We start from the raw sequence: 15713 nt of genomic DNA on the forward strand, positions 1-15713 counted from the left end.
CCCGTGAGTTCATCAACCGCTGCGGGGACCGCCCCGCGCACCATGTGCGAGGCGTTCCAGGCCAAGGTGGCCGCCTACCCGGATCACGGTGCGCTACGCACCCTCGACGGCACGGTCGCCATCACCTGGCGCGAATACGGCGCCCGGGTGCGCACCCTGGCCGCGGGCCTGGCCGGACTGGGGATCGGCCCGAGCGACACCGTGGCGTTGATGATGACCAACCGGCCCGAATTCCACCTGTGCGACACCGCGATCCTGCACACCGGCGCGACACCGTTCTCGGTGTACAACACCAACCCGGTGGATCTGCTGGTGTACCAGTTCGGCAACGCGGGCAACAAGGCCATCATCTGTGAACGCCAGTTCGCACCGCAGGTGCTCGAAGCGGTGGAAAAGGCTGCGGCACAAGGTGTCACGGTCGACCACGTGATCTGTGTGGACGAGGCGCCTGCGGGGTGCGTCTCGATCGCCGACATCGAGAACAACCCGGCCGACGGCTTCGACTTCGAGGCCACCTGGCGCGCGGTGGATCCGGAAGGTCTGCTCACCATCGTCTACACCTCCGGCACCACCGGACCACCCAAGGGCGTCGAGCTCACGCACACCAACTTCATCGAGAACGCCCGCGTGGTGGACGAATTCGGCGGCGGCTCCCCCGCCGACCGGGTGGTGTCGTACCTGCCGGACGCGCACGCCGCCAATCGCTGGTTCGCGCACTATCTTTCGATGCTGACCGGCGCGGAGATCACCACCTGCCCGGATCTCAAGCAGGTCGCGGGCGCGCTGGCCCAGGTACGGCCGTCGGTGTTCCTGGGCGTGCCACGCGTGTGGGTGAAGGTGAAGGCCGCCCTCGAGGAGCGCTTCGCCGCCGAATCCAGCCCGGTCAAACGGCTGCTCATCGATTGGGCGATCCGCACCGGGCGGGCCCGGGCGCGCGCACAGTCCGACGGCAGCCGCCTCAACCCGTTCGAAGCCGCGCAGTACCTCCTGGCAGATCGCCTGGTGCTCAAGACCATTCGTGAACAGCTGGGCATGGATCGCATCCGCATCGCGGTCACCGGATCCGCACCCATCCCGAAGGACACCCACGAGTTCTTCCTCGGCCTGGGCCTGCCGCTGTGCGAGGGCTACGGCATGACCGAATGCACCGCGGGCGCGACCGTCGACCGCCCCGACCGCATCAAGATCGGCACGGTCGGCCGCCCGCTACCCGGCGCGGAGGTCCGCATCGCGGAGGACGGTGAGGTCCTGGTGCGCGGCAAGATGGTGATGCGCGGCTACCGCAACGCCCCCGACAAGACCGCCGAGACCCTCGACGCCGACGGCTGGCTGCACACCGGCGATATCGGCGAACTCGACGACGAGGGCTTCCTCAAGATCGTCGATCGCAAGAAGGAACTCATCATCAACGCGGCGGGCAAGAACATGTCGCCGACCAATATCGAGAACACCGTCACCGAGAGCACACCGCTGGCGGGCACGGTGGTGGCCATCGGTGAGGGCCGCTCCTACAACACCGCGCTCATCTGTCTGGACCCCGATCTGGCGGCCGCCTTCGCGGAGCGTCACCAGCTAACCGATCGGAGCCTGCCCGCGCTGGCCGCGGATCCGGCCGTGCTCGCCAGCCTGCAGGAAGGCGTCGACGCGGCGAACGCCAAGCTCTCGCGGGTCGAGCAGATCAAGCGGTTCGCGGTGCTGCCGGACGTCTGGACCCCGGGCTCCGACAACCTGACGGCCACCGGAAAACTGAGGCGCAAACCGATAGCTATCAACTACGCCGCTACTATCGAGTCGCTGTACGGGTAGTAGGAGAGTTATGCAGGCGCGATTGCGGGACCGGGCGCTCGAGGAGCTGTATCGGCGTGCGGTAGTGGCACGGGACGACATCCCGGCCTCCGTGCCGCCCTATCGAACGCTGCCGGAACCGTTGGTGGCCACCGGTTTCGAGCGCGGCACCAAGCTCAATGTGGATCTGTTCTTCGACTTCGTGCGCTCGGGGCGGGTGCCGACACCCGAAGAGACCCACGAGGTGGTGGAGATCGCGCTGGGCCGGGTCCGCGACGGGGAACCCCTGGAAGAGGTGCTCGGCCGCTACAGCATCGGGGCCCAGTACATCTGGTCGCGCCTGAAGACGACCGCCGCCACCGAGGCCGAACGCGACCTGCTCAACGATGCCGCGCTGGCGCTGCTGCAATACATCACGCTGCTCACCACCCGGATCGCGACCGCCTGCGTGCAGCGGGCCCACGATCCGCGGTGGGAGCTGCTCGAACGCCGCCGCGCCATCGCCGACGCCCTGCTCACCGGGCACGACCCGATCGAATGGGCCGATGAACCGGCGATCTCGGTGCCGGACGCGTTCCTGGTCGCGGTCTTCCGCCTGGGCGCGGCCCGCGGCAGCGACACCAGCGAACTGCGCCATCGCATCGAGGCCATTCCGGGCGTGTTCCTGCGCCTGGACAGCGGCGGCTGGACCGCGCTGCTGCCGCTGCATCCCGGCGACGACGGCAGCGCAACCCTCGCCTCGCTCAGCGGCCGACTGCCCACCCAGGGCGGTCCGCTGATCGCGCCGCGGCTCGCGGTCGGCCAGACCACCCCGCCGGCCGAGCCGGCACGCGGCGTGACACCCGCCCCGTTCTGGGTCGGCGTCGCCACCGCCGACTGCCGGGCAGCGGTGCCGGAGGTGTTCGCCGAGGCCCGGGTGCTCGCCGAACTCGGCCGCTGCCTGGATCGTTCGCAGGTGCTGTGCCGCCGTCCGGATCTGATGTTCGAATACACGGTCGCCGCAGGCGGTCCCGCGCGCGCCGGGCTGGCCGCCGTGCTCGCCCCGCTCGACACGCAGCCGCTGCTCGCGGAGACCCTGGCGGTGTTCGTCGACACCGGGTTCAACCAGCTGGCGACGGCCCGGCTGCTCAATATCCACCGTAATACGGTCACCTATCGGCTGGCGCGCGTGCACGAGCTGACCGCACTGGACCCGCATCGTCCGACCGACGCGATGACACTGTCCGCGGCCCGCATCGCGCGCCGCCTCGAATCCGCCTCCTTCGCACCGTAATCCGGGCACGGCACGCCTCGACTGCGCACAGACCCAGGTTTTTGGTCTTGTGCACAATGGCCCCGGTCACACTCTTGGCGATTGCCAGTGGTGCGCCCGGGCCCCTGTGCGGTGTGCTGAATTCCGACGACGAGGTCGCGCGGTTCGACGAATTCGGCGCTGCCGCAGCGGCCCCCGACCATCCGCAGAGGTAGATCGTTGAGTAGGAAGTCCCGGCCGCGTCGATGCCGTTTCGCGCCGCTGGCCATCGCCGGTTTCTCCGTCCTGGCCATGACCGTCTCCGCCGCCTTGCCCGCCGGGGCCGCGCCGGTCTTCGGACCGGTGCCCGACGCCCCCGAGAATTTCGGCCTGCCCGCCGGATATCAGCAGACGCCCGCCCCCTACGGCGTGGGATATCAACTGGGGCAGGTGGTTCCGATGTCGGACGGTGCCCAGTTGCAGGCCGAGGTGCGGTATCCGACCGATCCGGCCACCGGGCAGCGCGCCACCGGCGAGTTCCCGGTGATCGTCAACTTCACCACCTACGGCGCGGTGACGAGCGCGCTGGTCGCGGCCATCACCGGCGTCATCGACGATCTGCACATTCAGCTGCCCGATCAGTTGAAGGACGCGCGTCGAATCATCAACCAGGCCACCAGCATGCAGGACGTGCTGGTGCGCCACGGCTATATCGAGGTGACCGCGGATGTGCGCGGCACGGGTGGCTCGACCGGTGCGTGGAGTCCGGCGTCGCAGCAGGACGGCCACGACGGGTCGGAGCTGGTGGACTGGGCGGCGAAACTGCCCGGATCCAATGGCATGGTCGGCATGTACGGGTATTCGTTCCCGGGTTTGTCGGCGATGCGGACCGCGGAGACCGTCGGCCCCGATTCGCCGTTGAAGGCGATCGTCCCGTTCGCGGTGCCCAACAACATCTTCGACGAGGTGCTCAACCACGACGGCATGATGAGCCCGCTGCTGCTGACCGTCATCTCGCTGATGGTCCCGTATCTGAGCCTCATCGGCCCGTTCCTGACCGCCGTGGTGACGCCGCAGACCTTCCTGCAATCCCTCGGCGATCACCTGAAAGCCCTTGTCGGAGCGGACACCAGCACGGTCAAGCTGCTGTTCGACGCCTACACCGGTGGCGCGACCGCCTACGACAACGACTTCTGGAAGGACCGCCGCTTCGAGACCGACCTGCACAATCTGGTCGACCGGGGCATCGCCATGTACCAGGTGGACGGCTGGTGGGACCTGTATCAGGAAGGCGCGGTGCGCAATTACGCGCAACTGCAGAATCTGGCGGCCGGGCGCGACCAGTTCGCGCCGATGGCTCCCGACCAGCAGGCGGACGGGCGCTACCAATTGCTCATGGGCCCTTGGTATCACGTCGGTCTGGGCCTGGGTCCCGGCTCACGCATGGACACCGATCAGATCACCCTGGCGTGGTTCGACCGCTGGCTCAAGGACATTCACAACGGCGTCGACGAGACCCCCACCCCGCTGCACGTGATCGACGCGAACAACAATGCCGCCGACACCGCGCGCTACCCGTTCGAGCAGGCCGCCATCCAGCAGCGCTACTTCGACGGTAACCGGCTGGTCGCCGACAAGCCGTCGGTCGCCGACGCGTCGGATCAGTTGAGCTACACCGGGATCGACACCATCTGCAATCGCGAGACGCTGGGCCAGTACACCGCGGGCCTGCTCGATTTCGTGTTCCGAATCTTCACCGTCTCCAATCCGTGCACCGAATGGGTGCAGGGCCCGACCGCCGGGCTGGCCTACACCACGGATGCGGTCACCGAGCCGACCGTGCTGGCCGGGCCGTCGAGTGTCTCGCTGTACGCGTCCTCGACCGGAACCGATGCCGCCTTCCAGGTGTGGCTCGACGATGTCGCGCCCGACGGCACGGCCGTGAACATCACCGGCGGTGCGCAATTGGCCAGTCAGCGCACCCTCGACGACGCCAAGACCTGGAAGTCGGACGACGGCACCGTGTACGCCCCGGAGCACACCGTGCTGAAGGAGAACGAGCAGCTGCTCGCCCCGGGCGCGGTGGTGCGGATGGATATCAAGATTCGTCCGGCGTTCCATCGGCTCGAGGCGGGGCATGCGCTGCGGTTGCGGATCACCTCCGGCACCTTCCCGTCGACGATTCCGAACCCGGCGGATCTGGGTCGGATGCTGGGCACCTCGCAGCAGATCCAGAAGAATTCGGTATTCCCGTCGAGCCTGGTGGTGCCGCTGGCACCGGCCGGTTCCTTCCAGCACTAGCAATGCCGTCTCAGTCAGTCTATTAAGGGGATTCTGAAGCACTATTGGTCGCCATTGACAGCTTCGCTCGGGCATATCAAGCTGAGTTCGTCCAACTGTCCGAGACAGAGGAGCTGCAATGGCGCCGCGCACCGACAGCAACACCGACACCGATCGGCCCAAGAGAACACCCCGACGGTCGAAACCGGCCGAGCCGCAGGTGATCTCCGAGCCCCGGCGCTCCACCGTCCGCAACGGTGAGATCGACATCGCCGTCTACGAGCAGGGCGTCCCGGACGGGCCGACCATCGTGCTGGTGCACGGCTGGCCGGACTCGCATCGGCTGTGGGACAACGTGATTCCGCATCTCATCGACCGGTTCCACATCGTGCGCTACGACTCGCGCGGCCACGGTGCGTCCACCGATCCGCAGGACTACCGGGCCTTCCGGATCGCGGAGCTGGCCACCGACTTCCGCGCCGTCGCCGACGCGATGAGCCCCGACGCCCCCGTGCACGTGATGGCGCACGACTGGGGTTCGGTGACGGTCTGGGAGGCCGTCACCGAACCCGACGCCGAGCAGCGCATCGCCTCGTTCACCTCGGTGTCGGGCCCCAACCTCGATCACGCCGGACGCTGGGCGCGCCGCCGCTTCGCCCGTCCCACCCCACGCAATCTGGTCGCGCCGCTGGCCCAGCTGGCCTCGGTCGCCTACCAATTCGCGTTCATGGCCCCCTTCACCCCCGCCCTGGTGCGCGGCGGCCTCACCGAGCGGACCTTCCGGCTCGGCCTGCGCCTGGCCCAGGGCACGCCGGTCGAGCAGGTCACCCTCGGTGACACCTTCACCGCCGACGCCGCCGCCGGGTTGCAGATCTACCGCGCGAATCTCGTTGTCGGGAAGGTGTTCTCGGCTCGGGATCGGCACACCAGGGTGCCCGTGCAATTGATCGTGCCCGCCTACGATCCGGCGGTGCGGCCCGCGGTCTTCGACGACGAGGCCGAGTGGACGCAGCGGCTGTGGCGACGAGACCTGAAGGCCGGTCACTGGGTGCCGTATTCGCATCCGCGGGTGCTGGCGCAGGCCGCGATCCAACTCGTCGACGCGGTCTCGGGGCAGGAACCGGCCCGGGAACTGCGCCGCGCCGAGGTCGGCCGCCCGTCCGGTCGGCCTTTCGACGATCACCTGGTGGTCGTCACCGGAGCCGGTTCGGGTATCGGCCGCGAGACCGCCCTGGCGTTCGCGCGCGCCGGAGCCGAGGTCGTCGTCTCCGATATCGACCGGGACGCCGCCCGCGACACCGCCGCCCTCATCGCCGAATCCGGCGGTGCCGCCTACCCTTACGCCCTCGACGTCGCCGATCGGGCCGCGGTCACCGCGCACGCCGCGGAGGTGGCGGCGGTGCACGGCGTCCCCGACATCGTGGTCAACAACGCGGGTATCGGGCAGGCCGCCCCGTTCCTGAAGACTCCGCCCGAGAGCTTCGAACGCGTCATGGACATCAACTTCAACGGCGTCGTGCACGGTTCGCGCGCCTTCGGCACGCTGATGGCCGAACGCGGTCTGGGCGGGCACATCGTGAACGTGTCCAGCATGGCCGCCTACAGTCCGCAGCAGGGTTTCAGCGCCTATTCCACCAGCAAGGCCGCCGTTTTCACCTTCTCCGACTGCCTGCGCGCCGAACTGGCCGCCGACGGGATCGGCGTCACCACGGTGTGCCCGGGCATCGTGCACACCAATATCGTTCGCACCACCGAGTTCTCGGGCGTCACCGCCGACCGTGAGCAGGCCCGCCAGCAGCTCTTCGACACCCTCTACCGGCTGCGCAGCTATCCCCCGTCCAAGGTGGCCACCGCGATAGTGCGTGCGGTGCAGCACAATCGGGCGGTGGTCCCGGTGACCCCCGAGGCCTGGCTGGCCTACTACGGCTCCCGTCTGACCCCGCCGAGCCTCACCCGCTTCGCCATCGCCCGCGCGAGCCTGACCCACTGACGGACACCGGCCGCGACGTCCCCGCCGACGCCGCGGCCGTTCCCCCGCACTCCGCCGCGCGAGCCCCCAGCACCCGCACGACGGCAGTATGAGAGCGCGGAAACCCCGCCGCGCCCAGCTCTTTCAGCCGACGGTGTCCGCTCGCCTGGCCGGTCCCGCGTCGAGTACCAGCCGCTGTCCGGGCAGGCCGCGGGAGACGCAGATCAACATGTCGCCCTGGGCGCGCTGGGCGGCGTCGAGGACGGTGTCGCGGTGCTCGACCGTCCCGGCGAGCACCCGAACCTTGCAGGTGGCGCAGAACCCCTGGCGGCAGGAGTAGGACACGGCGGGGTCGGTCTCGGCGACCACCGAGAGCACGCTGCGATCGGCGGGCACCTCCAGCACCGGTCCGCCGCCGCCCCATTGGACGGTGAACGGCTGCCCGTCCACGATCGGCGGCGGCGCGAACCGCTCGTGATGGAATTCCAGACCGGGGACGTGAGCCACCCGGGCGGCCACCACGTCCAGTAGCGCGGGCGGCCCGCACACGTAGACCGCGAGCTCCGAATCCGGTTGCGGCACCAGGTCTTCCCCGGTGGGCAGGCCGTCGATGTCGTCGGTGCGCACAGTGACCCGGTCGCCGTAGCCGGCGAGCTCGTCGAGGAAGGGCAGTGAGTCGCGGTGGCGGCCGGTGTAGATCAGTGACCAGTCCGCGCCGGCCCGATCGGCGGCGCGGACCATGCCCAGGATCGGGGTGATGCCGATGCCGCCCGCCACGAACCGCAGCCGCGGTGACGTGCCGAGGTGACCGGTCAGGCTGAGCGGGAACGCGTTTCGCGGTCCTCGAAAACCCACTCGCATACCCGGTCGCAGCTCCTCGTGCAGCTCGATCGATCCACTGCCGCCCGGAATCCGGCGCACCGCGATCCGATAGTGGAACGGGTCGTCCGGGTCGCCGCACAGCGAGTACTGGCGCATACGCCCCGACGGCAGCACCACGTCCAGGTGCGCGCCGGGCCACCACGTCCGCAGCACCGCGCCACGCGGATGCGCGAACACGAAGCTCACCACGTCCGCGTCGGCGGCCACCGGTTCGCGATCGACCAGTACCAGTTCGCGGGCGTGGCCGTAGGTTTCGCGTGGCATACCGCGTGGTGAGAGCAGCGCCAGGATCCGCGCGCCCGGCGCGATCAGCTTGTCGGCGACCATCAACAGCGGATCGCGGCGCAGCGGCGCCCAGAACGCGGGCGGCACACCGCGCCCGCGCAGCTCGGCGATCCGACCCTCGAGGGTGGGTGACGCGGGGGCCTCGGTCATGAGGCGTGCGCCAGCTTGGCGGCCGGGGACTTGGCCAGATACCGCAGCGCCTGCGCGGTGTCGCCGGTGTCGGCCGGGTCGTAGCCGGGACGGATGAACGACCTGAAACCCTCGCCGATCAAACCCCAGCGGGGCAGCACGCCACGCCGCATCGCGCTGTTGATCTCCCGCAACACCTGCACCGGTCCGAGGTTCGGCAGACTCACGTCCTTGCGCACCAGCCACCAGGCGATGGCCACCAGCCCGGCGGGCAATCCCACACTGGTCCCGAGATAGATGGTGACCAGTCGCGGCCGCCGTGCCCCGAAGTAGCGGGCCACGTTCCAGGCCACACTGCGATGCTCGACCTCCTCGGCACCGTGCCAGCGGAACAGATCGGTCAGTGCCGGATCGGCGTCGAGGGCTTCGAAGTCCTGGTTGAGCAGCCAGTCGCCGCCGAGCGCGGTGAAGTGCTCGAGTCCGGCGATGACGGCCAGCATCTGGGCGACCACCCGGTGGCGCAGCTGCGGTGGGAGCGTGTCCAGGCGCACGATGGCCCGGTCGAAGAGGTATTCGGCCTCGGCGAGGATGGGCGCGGGGTCGATGCCGTGCCGTCGCAGGAATTCCCAGATCACCCGATCGTGGGATTCGGCGTGCACGGCCTCCTGTCCCATGAAGCCGATCATCTGCTCGCGCAGGTCCTCGTCGGTGACGTAAGGCAGTGCGCGGCGGAACATTTCGACGAAGCCGCGCTCGCCGAGCGGCAGGATCAGGTTGAGCCCGGAGATGGCGTGGGAGGCGACGGGTTCACCGGGTATCCAGTGCAGCGGGGTGGCGGAGAAGTCGAAGGCTACCTCGCGCGGGCGCAGGGCCACCGCGCCGATGGGCTCTTTCATGATCATCCGCTCCTTTGCGTCAGGAACAGTCTGAGACAGTTTGCTGGCATTGTAAATGGGCCATTTACCCGAAAATGACACGCCCGATGCCGGTTTCTGACCTACCCAGGAAGATCGACGGCATGCCACACTGGGTCACTCGGCGAACACACTGAGACACCCCCGGAATTCGGAGGACATCGATGCCCGAACCGCGCCAGGGTGAGCCACGTCGACCACGCCGCCGCCGGACCGAGCCGGACGGACTGCCGCCGACTCGCACCGCCGTCCGCAATGCCAAGATCACCGCCCTGCCGGTCGCCTACGCCGCGCGCCGCGTCGGCGGCATCGGGCGACGGGCGTTCGGAACCGCTTCGCGCGACGTGGAATTGGATATCCAGGCGCGCACCGCCCAGCACATGTTCGAGGTGCTCGGCGAGCTCAAGGGCTGCGCGGCCAAACTCGGACAGGTGCTGGCCCTCTACGAACTCGCCCTGCCGCCCGAGCTCGGCGAACCATATCGCGAGGCGTTGAGCCGATTGCAGGATTCTGTCCCGGCCATGCTGCCCGGTGCGGTCGCCGACGCCATGGCCACGAGTCTGGGCCCCGATTGGCGAAACCTGTTCGCCGAGTTCGAACCTCGCGCCGCGGCCGCCGCCTCGGTGGGCCAGGTCCATCGGGCCACCTGGTCCGACGGCCGCCGGGTCGCGGTGAAGCTGATGTATCCCGGAGCCCGCGAGGCGGTCCGCTCCGACCTCGAGCAGATTCGCCGGATGGCGCCCCTGGCAAAGGTTTTCGCACCCGACGCGGATACTCGCGGACTCGCCGAGGAGTTCGCCGCCTGCATCATCGAGGAACTCGACTACACGAAAGAGGCCGCCACCCAGCGCATCTTCGCGGCCGCCTTCGCCGACGATCCGGATTTCGTGGTCCCGGACGTGGTGGCGCAGCAGGGCGACGTGCTGGTCGGCGAATGGCTCGACGGCATCCCGCTCAACCGGATCATCGCCTCCGGCGCTCCGGCCGAGCGAAGTCGGGTGGGGCTGCTGGTGACCCGGTTCGTCATGTCGAGTTTCGCGCGCACCGGCCTGGTCTACACCGATCCGCACCCCGGCAATTTCCGGATCCTGCGCGACGGGCGCCTGGGCGTCGTCGACTTCGGCGCGTGCTCGCCGTTCCCGCTCGAATTCCCGGTCCTGGCAGGCGATATCGGTGATGCCGCGCTCAACGGCACCGACGCCGATCTGGAAACGGCGCTGCGGCGGCACGGCTTCGTGCGCCCCGAACGCGACCTCGACATCGCGGCCCTGGTGACCATGATCGCTCCGATCCGCGATCTGTTCCATCAGCGCGAGGTTCACCTCACCCAGGCGTTTCTGCGCAAACAGGTACAGCGCGTCATCGAACCGCGGCTGTCGAATGTGGGCCGCCAGCTCACCGCGCCGCCGCAGTACATTCCGATCGGCCGCACCATCCTGGCCACCATCGGGGTGCTCGGTCAGCTCGAGGTGCAGGGCGCGCTGCGCGACGAATTGACCGCGCGGCTACCGGAATTGGCGGCGGCGGTGGAACGCTTCCAGCTCGGTGAGGGCACCGCCGCCACGGTCCGGCGACTGCGTCCCGCGCTCACAGATGCATCCAGTGCGGCCACTCCCGCGTCCACGATTTCTTCAGGCCCGAGCACTTCCAGATGGTGACGCCCTGGGTGTTGCCCTGGAAACCGAGGCGGGTGTCGACCTTGCCGACCGGGTCGACGTGCTCGTACTGGCTGCGCCACGCCGCCTCGTAACCACCCACCGCCAGCATCACCGACGCGTCGTCCGGTGGCGTGCCGAAGTAGCCGAAGCCGCGGCTGGGACTGTAGATCGGCGGCAGGTGCGCGCGACCGAACTGGTCGAGAGCCGCTGCCTGCCAATAGGTGTCGGCGATGATGACGGCGTGCTCGCGCTCCGGCGGAGTGAGGCCGTCGTAGACGCGTTCGACCTCGTCGGTGAGTTCGTGCCAGCCGAAGGAGCCGTAGGTGCCGATATTGATGGCCGCCTCGGCATCGTCCTTGGGCGGGCGCACCTCGTCGGCGGGCCGCCACGGGGTCGAATAGAGCGTGAAAACCGTTGCCCCGACCGTCAATACGATCGTTCCCGCCGTCAGCGCGGTGCGCCATCGCGGTGCCGCCCGCGTCGCCGTCGCCACCAGTCCGACCGCGCCCGCCGCGATCATCACCGCGTACATGCCCGCCGCATAGTAGATCCGGCCGCCGGTGATCAGGAACGCCGCGTACAGCAGCAGTAGCGTGACACCGAGAAACCGGTAGGGCCGCAACGTCTGCGACAGCAGCAGCACCGCCAGCCCCCACAGCAGCAACAGCGCGCCCAGATATCCGGCCAGGCTCACCGACATGGGCACGAACAGCAGCCGCCCGCCGAGAATGCCCTGCTCGTCGCCGATCACCCGGCCCATCTCTATCTGCGGCCACGAATGCTCGCGCTGCCACAGCAGTTCCGGAATGGTGGCCACCACCACGATCACCCCGCCCGCCCACAGCAGTGGCCGCCGCACCAGCTCGCGCGGCCCGAGCACCATGCTGCTGGCCGCGACCGCGATCCAGAAGAACGGGATCAGCCACTTCACCTGCATGTCGATCGCGGTGACCAGCGCGGCGGCCAGCAGCAGTCGATCGTCACGGGTCCGCACCCAGCGCACCACCAGCCAGGTGATGATCGCCCACAGCGCGGTATCGACGGCATTCGTGGTGAGCATCGCACCCTGCAACAGCAGGAACGGCGAGGTGGCGTACCCCGCCGCCGCCAGCACCTGCGCCCAGCGCCCGCCACCGAATTCACGGGCGAGCATGGCGCACAGCACGATCGCCAGCACCGTCAGCGCCACCGCGGGCAACCGCAACACCAGGAACGAGCCGGGCGCGAGCAGGTCCATCAACCGGGTCAGCAGCGGCAGCACGGGTCCCTGGTCGGCGTAGCCGAAGGAGGGTCGCCGCCCGGCCGACAGGAAGTACAGCTCGTCACCGAAGTAGCCGTAGCGGCTCGCGGAGAGAATCAGGACGATCGCGGCGGGGACGACCACCGCCGCCACCGCTCGCCACGCCATCGGCGGCCGGTCGTCGACCGTCTGCCGCCCGGATCGTTCCGGCGGGGCCGGGCTATCCACCACATCGGTCAACACGCGCTCCTGGACGGCTGGTCGTGCTGCGGACCAGGCGAATCTACCGCGTGCCCGCACCGGATCCCGGCAGCGACCTAGACTCGATGTCTATCAAGCTGTGGTGCAAAGCATTTCGATTCAGGAGCGACGCCATGACCGAACAGCAGCCCGCACCCAACCCGTACGGCACCCCCACCACCTCCGGCCCCGAGGCCATCCGCCCCTATCAGGGCCTGCTCAACCGGTTCGTTCGCACGCTGTTGCGAGTGCCGGTGCTGTCGGGTCAGGTCGGCAAGAGCCTGCTGGTGCTGACCGTGGTCGGGCGCAAGTCCGGCAAGGAGTACAACATTCCCCTGGCCTACACCCGGCACGAGGGCAATCTGCTGATCGGCACGGCCATGCATCCGTGGGCGCGCAATATCCGCAAGGATGTTCCGGTCCAGGTGTCGACGGGTGGGCCGCGCTTCACCGCGGACGCCGAGGTGATCAGCGACAGCGAGACCGTGGTGACACTGGCGGAGGCGATCGCGCGCGACAACCGGCAGTGGGCCAAGTTCGCCGGAATCACCCGGGACGCCGACGGCACGCCGAATCGTGCCGACGCGTACCAGAGCTGGCAGCAGGGCACGGTGATCATCCGCCTGACGCCGCACTGACACTGGGCAGCGGCGCGGGCGGTCAGGGTAGGCGGCGGGCCTGCACGTAGTAGGGCGCCGACAGCGCCACCAGCACCTGCCGCACCACCGGCGGCGCCCAGCCCGCGGAGGCGTCCTCCCCCACCACCGGTTCGGTCAGCTCGACGGTGCGCCCCCGGGTCTCGAATTCGAAGGTGCCCGCCGCGCGAATGTTCTTGAGCCAGTCCACATCCCGGCCGTAGGTGAGGGCGATGCGATAGCCGTCGCCGCGCGCGAACACCATGACCGGGGATCGATACACCCGCCCCGACTTCCGGCCCCGGTGGATCACGATCCCGAATCCCGGTGCGAGGCGGGCCATCACGCCGAGCACCGGATTGCTGATCCTTCGGTTGATCTTCGCGAGTGTTCGGGGCAGCGGCATGGTCTCGTCCTCCCTGACGAAAACGGTTGCGTCCCTGAGGCTACGCCGCGGTGGTCGGGACCGGGCGGCATCGCCGAGGTGCGCTCGACCTCGCGGAGTCCATTCGGCCGTATCCGCCGACCCAGCGGGGATCATTTTCCGGATCCCGGCGTACCCGTAGGCGGGTGCTGTGCGAGGCTGAAGCACCGAGGAGAGGAGCGCTGTCGGCATGGCGGAGATGATCGCGGTGTACGACGCGACAGGTCGCGAGATCGGTGTCGAGGAGCGCTCGGTGGTCTACGCGCAGGGCATCTGGCACGCCAGCGCGGGCGTCCTGGTCCGCTCCCGTGACGGCTCCCGCGTCTACGTGCACCGCCGCACCGATACCAAGTCGGTGTTCGCGGGCATGCACGACTGCCTCGCCGGTGGCGTCCTGGGCCCCGGCGAGGATCCCGGAGAGGCCGCGGTCCGCGAACTGGGCGAGGAACTCGGCATCATCCTGGGCCCCCGCGACGAGCGCCCCCTGCCCCTGGCCAGTGGCTCCTGGAACGGGGTCTGGGCCGACCGGCCGATGCGCTGCCATCTGTTCGCCTACGAGTTGCGCTACGACGGCCCGATCATCCATCAGCCCGAGGAGATCGCCGACGGCTGGTGGTGGACCGACGAGGAACTCCGCTCCCACCTCGAAGATCCGTCCTGGCCCTTCGTCCCCGACACCCGCACCATGATCCCCGATCTACTGCGCTGAGGCCGGACCCCGAAACAGCGAACAGCCCATCGAATCCCGCGCGATTCGATGGGCTGTTCTGTTCTACAGGCGTATCAGGCGCCGGTGCCGGAGCTACCCTGGCCACCGCCGCTACCCGAGAACAGGCCTTGAATGGTCTTGATCAAGACCTGGGCCAGGAAATCTTCGGCGGATCCGGTCACGTGCCACTCCTCATCATCAGGTGTTCAATGTAGACGAGTGAATAATGCATGCTTCAGATTCTCCCGGAGACCGTTTCAACAGGAAAATCTCAGACTTCCATCAGAAAAACTGAACTAGAACGTGTTCCAGCAGCACTTATATACATTACGCACAACTGTGAGCTGCATCACGATTACGGCCGACGAGCCCGCCCGGGCGACGAATGCTCCAAGGTTGCGGGTCTGCGGCAGCACTCGTCCCGCACCGATGAGATCAACGACCGGACCCGCGCCCGGCTCGGCGCATAGGTGGGATCCGGGCGCGTCGGGCGCTCGGTTCCGGCCAACTCGTGGCGCGCGCGGCCCGCAGGTGCAATGATGCCGACCGCAAGGTCCGTCCCGCCATTCCGGCCGAAGGAGCACCCCGCCTGTGAGCACCGATCAGCGACCGCACGCCGATGACGCCCGCACCTCCCGCCGAATCCGGTTGGACCGCAAGGCACTACGGCGGATCGGCCTGCTCGCCGCGGGATTGGCGCTCACCGTGCTGATCTCCGGACGCGCCCAGGCCACCCCCGCGCCCCGGCACGACACCGTGCCCGGCTGCTCGTCGGCCGCCCCCGCCCAGCCCAACGGCATGCAGTGGCAGTCCGAGCCCGGCATGTCGATCGACACCGGTGCCGCCTACAACGCCACGCTGCACAGCAATTGCGGTGACATCGCCCTGAGTCTGGACGCCGCGCGCGCCCCGCACACCGTGAACTCGTTCGTATTCCTGGCCGGACAGCAGTATTTCGATCACACCAAGTGCCATCGGCTGACCACGCAGGGCATCTTCGTGCTGCAGTGCGGTGACCCGACCGCCAAGGGCACCGGCGGCCCGGGCTACGCCTTCGGTGACGAGAACCTCGCGGGCGCAACGTATCCCGCGGGCACCGTGGCCATGGCCAATGCCGGTCCGAACACCAATGGCAGCCAGTTCTTCCTGGTGTACCGGGATTCCTCGCTGCCCGCCAACTACACCCCGTTCGGCAAGATCACCGCCGGAATGGACGTGCTGCAGAACATCGCCGCCGCCGGTGTGGTGGACGGTTCCGGCGACGGCACTCCCGCCGCGGACGTAACCCTGGACAGCGTCTCCGCCGCCCAGGGCTGATCGGCCGATCGAGGA

The 15713-nt window shown here is 68.7% G+C and carries 12 protein-coding genes; 8 read left to right on the forward strand and 4 right to left on the reverse strand.

Annotated features, from left to right (window positions below; translation table 11 throughout):
- The first annotated feature begins 42 nt into the window (after window positions 1-42).
- The 4 genes from OG300_RS14035 to OG300_RS14050 all read left to right on the forward strand — a co-directional run bounded on the left by OG300_RS14035 (window position 43) and on the right by OG300_RS14050 (window position 7286).
- Window positions 43-1806, forward strand: coding sequence for an AMP-dependent synthetase/ligase (locus OG300_RS14035; RefSeq protein WP_405498552.1), 1764 nt, complete (start codon window positions 43-45; stop codon window positions 1804-1806).
- A gap of 10 nt (window positions 1807-1816) precedes the next feature.
- Window positions 1817-3058, forward strand: a complete 1242-nt coding sequence (locus tag OG300_RS14040) for a PucR family transcriptional regulator (protein ID WP_405495918.1) — start codon at window positions 1817-1819, stop codon at window positions 3056-3058.
- A gap of 198 nt (window positions 3059-3256) precedes the next feature.
- Window positions 3257-5317 carry a CocE/NonD family hydrolase gene (locus OG300_RS14045; RefSeq protein ID WP_405495920.1) on the forward strand — a complete coding sequence of 687 codons (2061 nt, stop codon included), beginning with the start codon at window positions 3257-3259 and terminating at the stop codon, window positions 5315-5317.
- Window positions 5318-5435: 118 nt separating this feature from the next.
- Window positions 5436-7286: an SDR family oxidoreductase gene (locus OG300_RS14050; protein ID WP_405495922.1), complete on the forward strand. Its 1851-nt coding sequence runs from the start codon at window positions 5436-5438 to the stop codon at window positions 7284-7286.
- A 123-nt stretch (window positions 7287-7409) separates the two neighbouring features.
- Here OG300_RS14050 and OG300_RS14055 read toward each other — a convergent pair whose 3' ends face one another.
- Both OG300_RS14055 and OG300_RS14060 read right to left on the reverse strand, forming a co-directional pair.
- Window positions 7410-8474 carry a PDR/VanB family oxidoreductase gene (locus OG300_RS14055; RefSeq protein WP_405498553.1) on the reverse strand — a complete coding sequence of 355 codons (1065 nt, stop codon included), beginning with the start codon at window positions 8472-8474 and terminating at the stop codon, window positions 7410-7412.
- Between the two features lie 104 nt (window positions 8475-8578).
- Window positions 8579-9457, reverse strand: coding sequence for a metal-dependent hydrolase (locus OG300_RS14060; RefSeq protein WP_405495924.1), 879 nt, complete (start codon window positions 9455-9457; stop codon window positions 8579-8581).
- Between the two features lie 182 nt (window positions 9458-9639).
- Here OG300_RS14060 and OG300_RS14065 point away from each other — a divergent pair, with 182 nt between their 5' ends.
- Entirely contained in the window at window positions 9640-11133 is a 1494-nt protein-coding gene (locus tag OG300_RS14065; RefSeq protein ID WP_405495926.1) for an ABC1 kinase family protein, read from the forward strand.
- Here the strand turns inward: OG300_RS14065 and OG300_RS14070 are convergent.
- The gene (locus tag OG300_RS14070) at window positions 11063-12604 is read right to left on the reverse strand and encodes a glycosyltransferase family 39 protein (RefSeq protein WP_405498554.1); all 1542 of its coding nucleotides are present in this window, start codon (window positions 12602-12604) and stop codon (window positions 11063-11065) included. The genes OG300_RS14065 and OG300_RS14070 overlap by 71 nt on opposite strands.
- Window positions 12605-12747: 143 nt before the next feature.
- On the opposite strand from OG300_RS14070, the gene OG300_RS14075 reads away from it, so the two are divergent.
- A complete protein-coding gene (locus OG300_RS14075; RefSeq protein ID WP_405495928.1) occupies window positions 12748-13251 on the forward strand; it encodes a nitroreductase family deazaflavin-dependent oxidoreductase in 504 nt (167 codons plus the stop codon).
- A 22-nt stretch (window positions 13252-13273) separates the two neighbouring features.
- Here the strand turns inward: OG300_RS14075 and OG300_RS14080 are convergent, their stop codons facing one another.
- Window positions 13274-13654 carry a nitroreductase family deazaflavin-dependent oxidoreductase gene (locus OG300_RS14080; protein WP_405495930.1) on the reverse strand — a complete coding sequence of 127 codons (381 nt, stop codon included), beginning with the start codon at window positions 13652-13654 and terminating at the stop codon, window positions 13274-13276.
- Window positions 13655-13862: 208 nt separating this feature from the next.
- On the opposite strand from OG300_RS14080, the gene OG300_RS14085 reads away from it, so the two are divergent.
- Window positions 13863-14381 carry an NUDIX domain-containing protein gene (locus OG300_RS14085; RefSeq protein ID WP_405495932.1) on the forward strand — a complete coding sequence of 173 codons (519 nt, stop codon included), beginning with the start codon at window positions 13863-13865 and terminating at the stop codon, window positions 14379-14381.
- A gap of 591 nt (window positions 14382-14972) precedes the next feature.
- Window positions 14973-15698 (forward strand): peptidylprolyl isomerase, encoded by a 726-nt coding sequence (locus tag OG300_RS14090; RefSeq protein WP_405495934.1) that lies wholly within the window; start codon window positions 14973-14975, stop codon window positions 15696-15698.
- Window positions 15699-15713: the final 15 nt, after the last annotated feature.

This window comes from Nocardia sp. NBC_00511, from assembly GCF_045161165.1.
In the GTDB taxonomy this organism is placed as follows: Bacteria; Actinomycetota; Actinomycetes; order Mycobacteriales; family Mycobacteriaceae; genus Nocardia.